Source organism: Sphingomonas sp. PAMC 26621, assembly GCF_000251145.1.
In the GTDB taxonomy this organism is placed as follows: domain Bacteria; phylum Pseudomonadota; class Alphaproteobacteria; order Sphingomonadales; family Sphingomonadaceae; genus Sphingomonas.
In genome coordinates this window covers 19363-31596 of the sequence record NZ_AIDW01000014.1, presented here as the reverse complement: position 1 = coordinate 31596, position 12234 = coordinate 19363, and the positions used below count along the sequence as shown (strand labels likewise).

14 protein-coding genes are annotated in these 12234 nt (G+C 64.6%); 7 read left to right on the top strand and 7 right to left on the bottom strand.

The features are described from left to right. Positions 1–157: 157 nt before the first annotated feature. The gene (locus RI03_RS06570; RefSeq protein ID WP_026046505.1) at positions 158–928 is read left to right on the top strand and encodes an SPFH domain-containing protein; all 771 of its coding nucleotides are present in this window, start codon (positions 158–160) and stop codon (positions 926–928) included. Between the two features lie 117 nt (positions 929–1045). Here the strand turns inward: RI03_RS06570 and RI03_RS06565 are convergent, their stop codons facing one another. Further along, positions 1046–1297 carry a GCG_CRPN prefix-to-repeats domain-containing protein gene (locus RI03_RS06565; RefSeq protein ID WP_010216065.1) on the bottom strand — a complete coding sequence of 84 codons (252 nt, stop codon included), beginning with the start codon at positions 1295–1297 and terminating at the stop codon, positions 1046–1048. 106 nt (positions 1298–1403) lie between these two features. After that, positions 1404–2378 (bottom strand): quinone oxidoreductase family protein, encoded by a 975-nt coding sequence (locus RI03_RS06560; RefSeq protein ID WP_010216064.1) that lies wholly within the window; start codon positions 2376–2378, stop codon positions 1404–1406. A gap of 123 nt (positions 2379–2501) precedes the next feature. Here RI03_RS06560 and RI03_RS06555 point away from each other — a divergent pair, with 123 nt between their 5' ends. Continuing rightward, positions 2502–3926, top strand: coding sequence for an aldehyde dehydrogenase family protein (locus RI03_RS06555; protein ID WP_010216063.1), 1425 nt, complete (start codon positions 2502–2504; stop codon positions 3924–3926). Between the two features lie 486 nt (positions 3927–4412). Here RI03_RS06555 and RI03_RS06550 read toward each other — a convergent pair whose 3' ends face one another. Further along, positions 4413–4715: a hypothetical protein gene (locus tag RI03_RS06550; RefSeq protein WP_010216061.1), complete on the bottom strand. Its 303-nt coding sequence runs from the start codon at positions 4713–4715 to the stop codon at positions 4413–4415. A gap of 30 nt (positions 4716–4745) precedes the next feature. Next, the gene (locus RI03_RS06545) at positions 4746–4970 is read right to left on the bottom strand and encodes a hypothetical protein (protein WP_010216059.1); all 225 of its coding nucleotides are present in this window, start codon (positions 4968–4970) and stop codon (positions 4746–4748) included. A gap of 198 nt (positions 4971–5168) precedes the next feature. Between RI03_RS06545 and RI03_RS24025 the strand changes: the two genes are divergently transcribed. Together RI03_RS24025 and RI03_RS06535 are read left to right on the top strand one after the other, a co-directional pair. Beyond that, complete coding sequence (locus RI03_RS24025) at positions 5169–5381, top strand: hypothetical protein (RefSeq protein WP_026046504.1); 213 nt, start codon at positions 5169–5171, stop codon at positions 5379–5381. A gap of 232 nt (positions 5382–5613) precedes the next feature. Next, a complete protein-coding gene (locus RI03_RS06535; protein ID WP_037514908.1) occupies positions 5614–6021 on the top strand; it encodes a host attachment family protein in 408 nt (135 codons plus the stop codon). Between the two features lie 135 nt (positions 6022–6156). On the opposite strand, the gene bla is transcribed toward RI03_RS06535, so the two are convergent. Then, complete coding sequence (gene bla, locus RI03_RS06530; RefSeq protein WP_010216057.1) at positions 6157–7050, bottom strand: class A beta-lactamase; 894 nt, start codon at positions 7048–7050, stop codon at positions 6157–6159. Between the two features lie 154 nt (positions 7051–7204). After that, positions 7205–7930 carry an SDR family oxidoreductase gene (locus RI03_RS06525; RefSeq protein WP_010216054.1) on the bottom strand — a complete coding sequence of 242 codons (726 nt, stop codon included), beginning with the start codon at positions 7928–7930 and terminating at the stop codon, positions 7205–7207. 119 nt (positions 7931–8049) lie between these two features. Here RI03_RS06525 and RI03_RS06520 point away from each other — a divergent pair, with 119 nt between their 5' ends. Further along, complete coding sequence (locus RI03_RS06520; protein ID WP_037514906.1) at positions 8050–8976, top strand: LysR family transcriptional regulator; 927 nt, start codon at positions 8050–8052, stop codon at positions 8974–8976. Positions 8977–9447: 471 nt separating this feature from the next. On the opposite strand, the gene RI03_RS06515 is transcribed toward RI03_RS06520, so the two are convergent. Next, complete coding sequence (locus RI03_RS06515) at positions 9448–10404, bottom strand: aromatic alcohol reductase (protein WP_010216050.1); 957 nt, start codon at positions 10402–10404, stop codon at positions 9448–9450. A gap of 69 nt (positions 10405–10473) precedes the next feature. Here RI03_RS06515 and RI03_RS22635 point away from each other — a divergent pair, with 69 nt between their 5' ends. Further along, positions 10474–10911: a winged helix-turn-helix transcriptional regulator gene (locus RI03_RS22635; protein ID WP_026046503.1), complete on the top strand. Its 438-nt coding sequence runs from the start codon at positions 10474–10476 to the stop codon at positions 10909–10911. Between the two features lie 347 nt (positions 10912–11258). Beyond that, a complete protein-coding gene (locus RI03_RS06505; RefSeq protein ID WP_010216048.1) occupies positions 11259–12158 on the top strand; it encodes an alpha/beta fold hydrolase in 900 nt (299 codons plus the stop codon). Positions 12159–12234 lie beyond the last annotated feature (76 nt).

Below are 12234 nucleotides of genomic sequence, written 5' to 3'. Positions count from 1 at the left end.
AATCGGCTGGCGGCAAAGCCCGGCGACGTTCTGCGTGCAGCAAATGCATGCAGGAATGCAACGGACCCCGGATGATTCGGCCGATGAACGGCGTAGATTCGTCCGCGCGGCGCGTGCCGCAGCAAGCCGCATGATCGCGGCATTCAACGGGGTTTTCATGGAGTTCTTGTTTGGGGTCGCGGTGCTGTTCGGCATCGCGCTGGTGCTTGCGCTCAAGTCTTTCGGCATCAACCAGGAATATGAACGCGGCGTCGTCTTCCGGCTGGGGCGGTTGCAGGCGACCAAGGGGCCGGGGTGGTTCTGGCTGGTGCCGCTGGTCGAGCGCGTCGTGAAGGTCGACATCCGCACGATCACCTATGCGCTCGACACGCAGGAGACGGTGACGCGCGACGGCGTCGCAGTGCGGGTGAATGCGGTGCTGTGGTATCGCGCATTCGATGCGGCGGGCGTGGTGACGACCGTCAGCAACTGGCAGTCGGCGATCGTCCAGGCCGCCGAAACCGCGATGCGCGACGCGATCGGGCAAAGCGACCTCGACCAGATGCTCAAGGACCGCACCACGATCAACAAGCGGCTGTATGAGATCCTGACGACGACCTGCAATCGCTGGGGCGTTGAGTTCGACGCGGTCGAGATCAAGGACCTCGACATCCCCGCGCAGATGCAGCGCGCGATCGCGCGCGAGGCGGAGGCGATCCGCGAGAAGCGCGCGCGGATCATTAAGGCGGAGGGCGAACAGGAGGCGGCGGCAAAGCTCAGCGACGCAGCGCGCGTGATCGGCGAAGTGCCGGGCGCGCTCGAACTGCGGCGGCTTCAGACTTTGTCCGAAATCGGGATCGAGCATAATTCGACAATCATCGCGATGTTCCCGACCGAGATCCTCGAAGCGGCGAAGCGGATCGCGATGCCCGCAACCAGTCCGAGTTGACGCGAACCTTCACCGCCATATCGGGCTCGTCCCGGCATCGATCGTGCCACCCGTCTAAAGACGAGCGGCACCGACCACCGCCACCCCGGGGACATGCCCGGGGTGACGGCTGTTCGATCAGCGGTAACGCCAGCCGTTATTGTACCGGTAGCGATGCTGGTAATAGCGACGGCCATCCCAATAGCCGCGTCCGCGGTGATAATAGCCGACGCGCGGCGGGCCGCGGTGCGCGTAGACCGGCCCGTTCGGCCGGCACATCCCGCGCGGTCCCGGGTGGAAACCGCGGCCACATCCGCCGGCGGCTTCGGCTGGGCCAATGGCGGCAAGCGCCACGCCTGCCGCAATCGCGGCTGCCAGAAGTTTTTTCATGTTCACCTCGCGCTAAACGCTTCACTACTTCCCTTTCGGGACAGCGGGAAAAACGTTGCCGCCGGGAGGCCGTTCCCAAAGAGCCAGAACGGCCCCTTCCCCGCCGCTACACCAGCAGCAGCGTCGCCCCGGAGGTCTCCCCCTTCGCCAGCGCGCGATGCGCGTCCGCCGCATCCTCGAGCGCAAAGGTCTGCCCGATCGCGGGCGTGATCGCGCCCGAGCGCAGCATCGTGAACAGCCGCTCGATCCCCGCCTGCCGTTCCTCGGGCGTGACATAGTAACTGAACAGCGTCGGCCGCGTCACGAACAGCGACCCGCGCGTCGACAGCGTCCCGAGATCGACCCCGGTCACCTTGCCCCCGGCATTGCCGTAGCTGACGATCAGCCCGCGCCGCGCGGTGCAGGCGAGCGAAATGTCCCACGTCGCCATCCCGACCCCGTCGAGCACGATCGGCACCAGCGCCCCGCCGGTAATCTCGCGCACGCGCGCGACCACGTCTTCCTGCTTGTGGAGGATGACGTGATCCGCCCCCGCCGCGCGCGCCTGCTCGGCCTTGTCTTCGGTACCGACCGTCCCGATCACCGTCGCGCCGATCGCCTTGAGCCAGCCGACCAGCAGATGCCCGACCCCGCCCGCGGCCGCATGGACGAGGACAGTCTGCCCCGCCTCGACCTTCGCGCAGCGCTCGACCAGGAACTCGGTCGTGCACCCTTTCAGCAGCACCGCCGCCGCGGTCCGGTCGTCGATGTCGTCGGGCAGCTTGAACACCGTCGCGGCGGGGAGGTTGCGCGCCTGCGCATAGGCCCCCGGCGTCGGCCCGAACGTGCCGACCCGGTCGCCGACCGCAAGCCCGGTCACGCCGTCCCCGACCGCCTCGACCACGCCCGCCGCTTCCGACCCCAGGCCGCACGGCAGGTTTGCGGGATAGACGCCGCTGCGGAAATAGATGTCGATGAAGTTGAGTCCGACCACGGTGTTGCGCATCCGAATCTCGCCCGGCCCGGGGGCGGGCAGATCGACATCGATCCACGCGATCACCTCGGGGCCACCGGTGCACTCGATCCGTGCGGTGCGTGTCATCTGCAATCCTTTCCATGGTCGCGCGCGGCACCCTATCGAACAGGTTTCAGGTTGCAACGCTTGTTGACGCACGGCAGATATGGCCCCGCGTACCCCAAATTCAAAAAAATGCGGAGGCTGAGGATGAAGAGCTATCTCAAGCACTATATCGATGGCGCCTGGGTCGAGAGCCAGGGCGGCGCACGCCACGACGTGATCGACCCCGCGACCGAGCAGCCGTGTACCGAGATCACGCTCGGCACCCCCGCCGACGTCGACGCCGCGGTCGCCGCCGCGCGCACCGCGTTCGAGACCTTCTCGCAGACCAGCGTCGCCGAGCGTGCCGCGCTGCTCGAGCGGATCATCGAGGAATATAAGAAGCGCATCCCCGATCTCGCGCAGGCGGTCAGCAACGAGATGGGCGCACCGATCGGCTTCGCGATGGCGGCGCAGGTCCCCGCCGGGCTCGGGCATTTCCTCTCGACGCTCAAGGCCTTGAACGCCTTCCAGTTCGAGGAACGGATCGGCCGCTCGACCGTGGTGCACGAGCCGCTCGGCGTCGTCGCGATGATCACGCCGTGGAACTGGCCGCTCAACCAGATCACCGCCAAGGTCGCCCCCGCGCTCGCCGCGGGCGACACGATGATCCTCAAACCGAGCGAGGAATCCCCCGGCTGCGCGGTCATCCTCGCCGAGATCATGGACGCAGCCGGCGTGCCGAAGGGCGTGTTCAACCTCGTCAACGGCGACGGTGCCGGCGTCGGGTCCGCGCTTTCCAGCCACGCCGACGTCGACATGGTGAGCTTCACCGGATCGACTCGCGCAGGGATCGCGGTCGCGCAGGCCGCCGCCGCGACGGTCAAGCGAGTCCATCAGGAACTTGGCGGCAAGGCCGCGAACCTCGTGCTCGAAGGCGCGGATCTGGGCGCGGTGCTGCCGCCGACCGTCCAGGGCGTGCTTGCCAATTCGGGGCAAAGCTGCATCGCGCCGACCCGCCTGCTCGTCCACGCGAGCCAGGTCGACGAAGCCACCGCGATCGTCAAGGCGATGATGGAGGGAACGCAAGTCGGCGACCCCGCACAGATGGGCGCGCATATCGGCCCGGTCGTCAACAAGGCGCAGTTCGACAAGATCCAGGGGCTGATCCAGTCCGCGATCGACGAGGGCGCGACGCTCGTCACCGGCGGGACCGGGCGCCCGGATGGCCGCAACGCGGGCTATTTCATCAAGCCGACGCTGTTCGCCGACGTGACGCCGGAGATGCGGATCGCGCAGGAGGAAGTGTTCGGCCCAGTCGCGACGATCACGCGCTACGACACCGAGGACGAAGCGGTGAAGATCGCCAACGGCACGCCGTTCGGCCTGTCCGCGACGATCTCGGGCGACCCCGCCGCCGCCGCCCGGGTCGCGCCGCGGCTGCGCGCCGGGCTGGTGACGATCAACTCGTGGAGCCCCGACGGCAACGCGCCGTTCGGCGGCTACAAGCAATCGGGCAACGGGCGCGAGAACGGCAAGTTCGGGCTGACCGATTTCATGGAAGTGAAGACGGTGGTGGGCGCGCCGGGCTGAGATCGCTCGGCGTCTCCTTCCCCGGCGAAGGCCGGGGCCCAGTAGCGAGACAAATGCTGGCGAGCGCCGCGCTCAGTTGGCAAGACCTTCGCTAATGGACCCCGGTCCTCGCGAGACTTTCGCGAAAGTCGGTTCACGGACGCTTGTTCTGCTGTTTTCCCGCGAAATCGGTAATCCAGGGCCGAGCAAAACAACGGCTTACAGTTCCCGCGACTCCTGGACTCCCGCTTTCGCGGGAGAACAGCGATGATTTAGCAGAAGCCACGCTTCCGCCGGGGAAGCGTTCGAAAAAGACGCGCAAAAAGGATAGTCGGCGCAGACCTACGCCGGTCGCGCATCCCGCGATCGAAGCGGGCGCAGCGTGAAGCTCGCGCCCTGCAATACGGTGTGCCCCTTGGGCGGCTCAGGCTTTTGCGGGACCCGTTTCGGTTCGGCGTCTTTCGATCGGTCAGCCATCACGACAGTCTCCGAAGCGCCGCACGCCCATCATGCGACAAGCGCCTCGCTCAGTAATATAGCCGCTTCCGCCAGGAATGCGAGCAGGAAGCCGGTCATCGCGAACAGCAGCACCTGCCCCCGCGCATGCGCCTTGGCGGTGTTGTTGCGCCGGTTGCAAGTCGCCGCATCCGCCAGTTCCTCGATCATCAGCTTGCGCAGATCGCCGCGGATCCGTGCGTCGCGATCGACCGGCCCCTCGCTCTGGTCCGCGTAGAAGGACGCCAGCGTCTGCGCGTAATCGAGCAGTTCGACCTCGTTTGGCGGATGCCGATAGGGTTGCAGCCGGACCACGTCCCAGAACCACCGCCCGGCAATCGCGAATCACAGCAGCGACCCCGCGAGCAAGGCACCGACACCGATCGCCCACTCCAGCCCGCGCACCGCGCGCGCCGCGCGATACACCGCGGGCAGGACCGCAACCGCAATCCCGAGTATCGCCGCGAAGAACGGCAACGACCGCCAGATCGCCTCATCCGCATCGAGTTCGCGTTTGTACGAATCCCCAAACAGCGCGGCGAGATAGGCATCGGTCTGTTCGGTCGCCACGATCGCCTGCCCTTTGCGCTTTCTCTCTCCGAAATACCCGGACGGCTCGCGCCAAGTCGAGGCTAGATCGGCGCACGGCACGGGTAACGGGACAGTCGCTCCCTTTCAACAGACGGGTAATAGTATAGACGGACCAGTGTCGCCTGCAGGCGAACAGTCGCGCTTCAGCTATTCGCACGTAGCGGAAGGAACCCTGCCGTGAGGCTCCTGTTTCGATTTACACTGGTGTCGATACTGATGTTCGGAATTGGCGTCGGTTTTTCTGGACTTTTGTACGCCATGGAACCCGTCATCGGTACACTTCGTGCAGAGCGCAACATCTGGATAAGCAGTTTGCTCAGCATCCTGGTGTTCAACGTCCTTCCCCACCAGCGGTGGCTTCGCATCGGCCGGTACCGCGAAGACGGCTAACCACGATGACGGCGGCGCAACGTCTAGACAAAGGGGACCCCGGTCCTCGCTGCCGATGCAACAGACCGGCGTTCGCGCGCCTCGGCGGGCTTCCCGACCGCCACCGTCACCCCTCATCCGGGCGCATATGCGCCGGAGCGCGAATCCGGATGCATCGCGAAATGAACCGTTCCGGGCGCAGGAGAGTTGGCCTCCGGTTACGACCAACTACGCAACTTCATTGGAAAACATCATGGTAGATTTGAAAAAGGGCGCGCTCGTTGCCGTTGTCGACGGGGAGCATCTGAAGCTGTTCAAGAATTCCGGCGATGCGGGATCGTTGAAGCTCACCGAGCAGCCGACCGGCGACGTGTCGACCGAAAACATGGGCTCCGGCGGACGCCATCAGAGCAGTTCCGCCAACCCGTCGGACAGCCAGCAGGACGAGGATGCCTTCGCCGCGGGCGTCGCGGAAGTGCTCAACAAGAAGCTGATGGGCGGATCGATCGACGAGCTGGTGATCATCGCCGCACCCCGCACGCTGGGCGAGCTGCGCAAGCATTATCACAAGACGCTGAGCGCCAAGCTCGTCGGTGAAGTCTCGAAGGACCTTACCGGTCACTCGGTCGCCGACATCGAGAAAGCGGTCACCGCGGCCTGATCCTTCGCCGCACGATCGATCATGACGACACCGGGCCTGCTGCGATGATGCGGCAGGCCTTGATCGTCCGGCCCGGGTCGGCGCCCGTGTGGATCGAGGCCGATCATCCGCTACCGCCGGGCGACGGTGCGTTCGTCATTCGCGCGCGGTCTGCCACGTGACGACGAGGCGCGAGACCGCCCGCAGCACCGCTTCCTGATCCGGGAGCTCTGATCCCGGGGCGGTATAATAAGCGCTCAGCAGAAGCGGCGCGATGCCGGGACGCCTGGCGAAGGCGAAGTCGTTACAGATGCCGTCGCCAGTGCCGGTCCGGTCCCCGGCGATCCAGTTCGCGGGAAAGCTGGCGCGCAACCGCGCGCGACCGACGATGTTGCCCGCCATCCAGCCTTCCCACACCCGCCGCCCCGCGATCGGCAGCACCGGGCCGCACAGGATCCGGCGAACCGTCTCGGTGACCGCGCGGGGTGTCGAGCTGTCCGCCGGGAGCGGATGGTCGGTCAAATGCCCCTCGTAAGTGTCGATGCGCGTGACCCGGTCGCCGATGCTGCGCAGGAACGCGGTCAGGCCCGCCGGGCCGCCCGAGCGACGCATCAACAGATTGGCGGCGGCATTGTCGCTGCGGAGCATGATCGCCTCACACAGCTCGCGCACGGTCATCGATCCCCGGGCGACGTTGGCCTGCGTCACCGGGGACGCCGCCAGGAGATCGGAAGGCCCGTAGCGGACCGGAGACTGCAAGCTGTCGCGATGCTTCGAAACGTTGGACAGGACGAGCGCCGCCAGCAATCCCTTGAAGCTGCTCATCAGCTTGAAGGACTCGTCGGCGCGATATCCAAGCGTACGCCCGGTATGCATATCGAGCGCATGGACCCCGAGCCGCCCGCCATGGCGCCGTTCCAGCGCCGCCAGCGCCGCGGCACCGGAATCCCGTCGCGCATGCCCCGTGCCCGCGATCGTCAGCGCCGCGCCGGCAGACAGGAACGTCCGGCGGTCGACAGTCGCGTGGAGACTGGTGTTCTCGATTCCCATCGCGTCTCCCTACCCGACGCGCCGGCGCGACACTATCCGTCCGCCGCGCCCAGGGCGCTTCCGGGCTTGCCGTCCCTCCGGACATCATCGTCCGGCAGTTAGCAGCGTCGTGGCTGGTGTAAGCGCGGATGGTGAGATTGTGGCGCTGCGCACCTTACCAAGGCACCTCGTTCTGCTCCAAGTAGAAGCGGCCGGTCGTATCCCGCGCGTTCCGGGTCGCCAGCCAGACGATGCCCGTCGCGGCCTGCTCCACCGTGCGGTATCCGCTATGGCCGTTGAAGTCGGTCGCGGTATAGCCGGGGTCCGCTGCGTTCACCGTGATCCCGCAGGCGGCCAGTTCCTTCGCAAACGCAACCGTCACCGCGTTGAGCGCGGTTTTCGAGCTGTTATAGCCGAGGATGTTGACGCCGTGGAACGGGTTGCTCGGGTCCGATAGCCAGCCCAGCGAGCCAAGCCCGCTGCTGACCATGATGACGCGGGCATCGGTCGCTGCCTTCAGCAGCGGAAGGAAGGCTTGTGTCACGCGGATCGGGGCAAAGACGTTCGTTTCGTAGATCGTCCTGATGTCATCGAGCGGCTGCTCGCTCGGGAGAATTGGCTGAAGACCGGATATGCCGGCATTGTTGATCAGAATGTCGAGCTTGGAGTCGTCACCCTCGACGCGGGCGAACGCGGATCGGACGCTGTCGTCGCTGGTCACGTCGAGCGTCAGCGCGCGGACATCGATCCCCTCGGCGGCGAGGGTCTCGGCGGCCGCCCTGCCGCGATCCGCGTCGCGGCTGCCGAGCCAGATCCGAAAGCCCTGCCGGCCCAAGTGTCGGGCGGTTTCGTAGCCGATGCTCTTGTTGGCACCGGTGATGAGGACGGTTCTGTCGGTCATGCTATGCTCCTGCGCAGCGGTCGGCGACGGTGCGTCCCCTGAGCCCTCTTGCTTGAGGCGTATGATCGGCCGTTCGGGCAGCTTTGATAATCCGCCCGGGATCGGATACGCTGATCGGCATGGCGAACAATGCAGAGGTGACGAGCCTAGATACCCTGAAAGTGTTCCTCTCCGTCGTGGAGGCGCGTGGCTTCCGGGCAGCGTCGAAGCAACTGGGCCTCTCGCCCTCGACCGTAAGCGAGAAGATTGCCGAGATCGAACTCCAGCTGGGCGTTCCGCTTCTCACCCGGACGACGCGCAGCGTCATGCCGACCGAGGCCGGAAGCGCATTGGCCGCGCGGCTCGCTCCGCTCCTTGCCGAGGCGCGGGCAGCGCTTCAGGACGCCGCAAATTCGCAAGCCGAGGTGCGCGGTCTTCTCAAACTGAATGTCACCGGAGCGGTGATGGTGGATATCCTTCCGTCGTTGATCGACCGCTTCCTGATATTGCACCCGCACGTCCGCGTCGAAATCGAGGTGGAAGATCGGCTCGTAGATATCGTGGCGGCGGGCTGCGACGCCGGGATCCGGTATGGAGAGCATCTCGCCAAAGACATGATTGCGGTGCCGATCGGGCCTGCGGTTCAGAGCTTGGCCTATGCCGCCGCTCCGTCGTATCTCGCGCGAAACGCAATGCCGCTCGGCCCGCGCGACCTGCTCGCGCATGACGCGATCCGGCTGCGCTTTTCGAGCGGCGCGCTCGTCGCATGGGCGTTCGAGCGCGGTTCTGAGTCGGCGACGATCGATCCACCGGGCCGCCTGATCATCGGCGTCGATGCCGCGCCCGCCGCGATCGCCGCTGCGTGTGCTGGTCACGGCGTCATTGGAACCTTCAGGAACTGGCTCGATCCGTACATCGAAAACGGCGCGCTGCATCCCGTTCTGCCTGAGTGGTGGCCATCGTTCGACGGCCCGAGACTGTATTTTTCCCGGCGCTTCGTGCCTGCACCCCTGCGCGCGCTGATCGATTGTATTGCAGCAGAACGCCGGTCGCCGGCCCGAGGATAAGCGCGAAGAATGCCCAATGTGGCCGAAGCCCGGCTGTCCGTAGGGCATCAGCGGCAGCCGCTTTTAGAGTTCGATCCTTTTTTAAGAGAAGCCGCAGCTCCGCAATGTCGGCTATCGACCCCCGTCTTCCCGAATGCTGCCGTTCCGCTCGCTACCAGCCATTCCCGCCCAGACCCCTCGCCGGCGCTCATCGTGCCCGGAGGCCGACCGTGCGCTTTCAGGCACGCAAACAGACGGACCGGAAACGCCCACATCTCGACGTTCAAGCTGGCGATCCAGGCTCCCGATAACGGCGATTCGGTAAGCGCGATCTTTGCCGTTTCTCCGTCTCCGACAGGCCATCTCAGGAGATGCCAATCGGGAAAGGATTTGGGAGCGAGACTGCCCCGGATGGCTGCTTGCGTGATCACGGGGCGACCGTACCACTCTGGGTTCGTCTCTGGAACGGTCTAGTTCGTCAGCCCGGCTACATCACTTTGCTCGTCGCGCCCCTCGCAGATCGGCATCGATCAGGGTCGCAACGTCGGTGACCGGAAGGCCCTGCCGATCGTTGAACGTGCCTGCCTTCGGCCAGGACACACCGCGACCGATCGCGAAGGCGGCGCGGTACTTGCGCATCATGTTGTTCGGATCGTTCGCCAGCGCTTCCATCAGGAAAGGCACGGTCCAGACCGACCGCTTGAAGGCCCGGCCCAATGCCGCCTCCAACGTGTCCGCGACCTCGCCATAGGTGACGGTGTCACCGGCCAGAAAGACGATCTCGTTGCGGATCGTCGGCTCGAAGAACACGATCTCGGCGGTCAGCATACCGATGTCATCCGGCGTCGTCAGCGTCACAGCGGTATCAAGGCTGCCGAGCGCGTGAACTTCGCTATTCTCCAGATCGACGACACCAAAATCCGGCTCGAACAGGTAGCTCATGAACATGCCCGTGGAGATGATGACCCACTCGGTCTTGTCCTGCGAGCGCAGCAGCTCGCGTACGTCGAGCTGCGCATCGAAGATATCCTGCGGTCCGCCGCGGCCGATCGCCTCGAAGTCGACGCCGAACTGCCACGGGAAATAGCGCGGGATACCGGATTGCAGCGCCGCCTTGGCGAGCTTCATCGGCGTGTTGATCCCCGCGGCGTAGCCTGCGCAGCCGATCACCGTATCGTAATCTGAAAAGAGCGATGCCAGCTCATCGACCGTGTCGTTCACCAGGTCGCCGAGCACGATCTCGGTCCCCGCTTCGCGAATTTCGGCGATGTCACGCTGCTTGGAGGGATCGCCAGACTCGACGGCACTCTCGCGGAGAAGGACGCTGATCTTCGCACCGTCGATGCCCTTGGCGCGACGCGCCAGATTGCGGAGCACTGGCATGCCAAGCTCACCGGCACCCAGAACGAGGATATTGCGTGATTTCACGGTGGAGACTGTATCGTTCATAGTTCTAACTCGTTTCACCTTGGATGCCGCTGATCTGGCAAGCCACGGGCAAGCGTGAAAGATGGGTACATGCGTGATACTGCCGTTAAATCTTTAAGCCAGGACGACATCCTCCGATATTCGCAAACGGTTTGCGATGGCCTGCGGGACGATGATGACGGGGTTCGCCGTGAGGTATTGGCCCACGCCGGCAACCGCTGGTCGCTTGGTGTCATCCATACGCTCGGCGTGTACGGCAAGCTTCGCCATGCCGAAATCGGTCGACGGATGCACGGTATTACGCAGCGGATGCTGACACGCACGCTGCGCCATCTGGAGCGCGATGGATTGGTGGTGCGTCACGACTTCGAGGAGGTCGTTCCGCACGTAGAATATGCTCTATCCGAAACCGGACTGGAGCTACTGGTCAGGATGGTTCCCCTTTGGACGTGGATCGTCGAGAACGTCGACAGCTTTCGCACATCACGGGAGATGTTTGATCGGGAGGACGAGGGAGAAGATTCCTGAAGGTATATCGGCGTACAGGCTTAGCGTTCTCGAAGTACCATCGTCTTCAGGAAAGGCCGAGCCACGCTAGGTCTGCTATCGGAATAAACCTCCCGGTAAGCAGAGAGTCCGCTTGCCACAAGGTAACGACGTCCAGGTTCTGCTGGCGCGGCGACCGTTCATCAAAGCGGACTGGCAGCTATCGGACGGCAGACCGGACGGGCCGGAAGCGCCCAACAATGGACATAAGCCGGCAGAAATGTCTTTCCTGATTCCGGACGTTCGCATCTGAACGACATCTTCTCTAGTGAGCGCAGGCCGTCTTAAAAAGATCTCGTCGAACGACCGAACAAGAGAGAGCGTCGACCATGGACATTGCCAAAGCAAACGGGATCGAACTGGCTTGGGAGAGCTTCGGCCATACGAACGGTGAGGTTGTCCTCCTGATCGCCGGACTTGGCACCCAGATGATCCGCTGGACCGCTCCGTTCTGCGCCCACCTCGTAGCTCTGGGTTATCGCGTGGTGCGCTTCGACAACCGGGACGCCGGCTATTCGACGCACCTCGACGCTTACCCGGCCGTGAATTTCGGCGCGCTAGCTGCAGCGCTCGGGGCGGGAGAACGACCGGAGGTCCCGTACACGCTCTACGACATGGCGGCAGACGCGATCGGACTGATGGACGCGCTGGGGATTGCGCAAGCTCACATCGTTGGCCGGTCCATGGGAGGCATGATCGCGCAAATCATGGCCAGCGAGCACGCTAGTCGCGTCCTATCGCTCACCTCGATTATGTCGAGCACGGGCAACCCAGCGCTCCCGCAGTCAGCACCAGATGCCATGGCGATGATGGTGCAGCCGATGCCCGACCCTTCCTCCGATCGAGCAGGCTTCCTGTCGCGAAGTTCAGCCTTCGCCAGACGCATAGCGGGCTCGGGATACCCTTTCGACGAGGAAGCCCACCGTGCGCTGGCTTCGGAAGAACTCAGCCGTGCCTACGATCCCGCCGGAACGGGCCGTCAGATCGCCGCCGTTGGCGTGACCGGAGATCGGCGTGCTCGGCTGTCGGCTGTTACTGTACCCACGCTGGTCATTCATGGAAATGACGATCCATTGTTTTTGCCGGACTGCGGCCGGGACACAGCCGCTTCTATTCCGGAGGCCGAACTCTTGCTCATCAATGGCATGGGACATGACCTTCCCGCTAGTGTGTGGCACCAGATCGCAGGGAAGATCGATAGCGTCGCGCGACGAGCAGTACACGCTTAGCGTACCTGACGGCAGCTATCTCGCCTCGTTTCTTTTTAAGCCGTCGGACCGCTACCATCAGATGCGTGAAAAACGG

Excerpts from the sequence above, each read along its gene's own strand:
- RI03_RS06565 (WP_010216065.1), bottom strand. The coding sequence starts at position 1,297 with ATGAAAAAACTTCTGGCAGCCGCGATTGCGGCAGGCGTGGCGCTTGCC.
- RI03_RS06520 (WP_037514906.1), top strand. The coding sequence starts at position 8,050 with ATGGCGAACAATGCAGAGGTGACGAGCCTAGATACCCTGAAAGTGTTC.
- RI03_RS06535 (WP_037514908.1), top strand. The coding sequence starts at position 5,614 with ATGGTAGATTTGAAAAAGGGCGCGCTCGTTGCCGTTGTCGACGGGGAG.
- RI03_RS06505 (WP_010216048.1), top strand. The coding sequence starts at position 11,259 with ATGGACATTGCCAAAGCAAACGGGATCGAACTGGCTTGGGAGAGCTTC.
- RI03_RS22635 (WP_026046503.1), top strand. The coding sequence starts at position 10,474 with ATGCGTGATACTGCCGTTAAATCTTTAAGCCAGGACGACATCCTCCGA.
- RI03_RS06525 (WP_010216054.1), bottom strand. The coding sequence starts at position 7,930 with ATGACCGACAGAACCGTCCTCATCACCGGTGCCAACAAGAGCATCGGC.
- RI03_RS06515 (WP_010216050.1), bottom strand. The coding sequence starts at position 10,404 with ATGAACGATACAGTCTCCACCGTGAAATCACGCAATATCCTCGTTCTG.
- bla (WP_010216057.1), bottom strand. The coding sequence starts at position 7,050 with ATGGGAATCGAGAACACCAGTCTCCACGCGACTGTCGACCGCCGGACG.
- RI03_RS06570 (WP_026046505.1), top strand. The coding sequence starts at position 158 with ATGGAGTTCTTGTTTGGGGTCGCGGTGCTGTTCGGCATCGCGCTGGTG.
- RI03_RS06555 (WP_010216063.1), top strand. The coding sequence starts at position 2,502 with ATGAAGAGCTATCTCAAGCACTATATCGATGGCGCCTGGGTCGAGAGC.
- RI03_RS06560 (WP_010216064.1), bottom strand. The coding sequence starts at position 2,378 with ATGACACGCACCGCACGGATCGAGTGCACCGGTGGCCCCGAGGTGATC.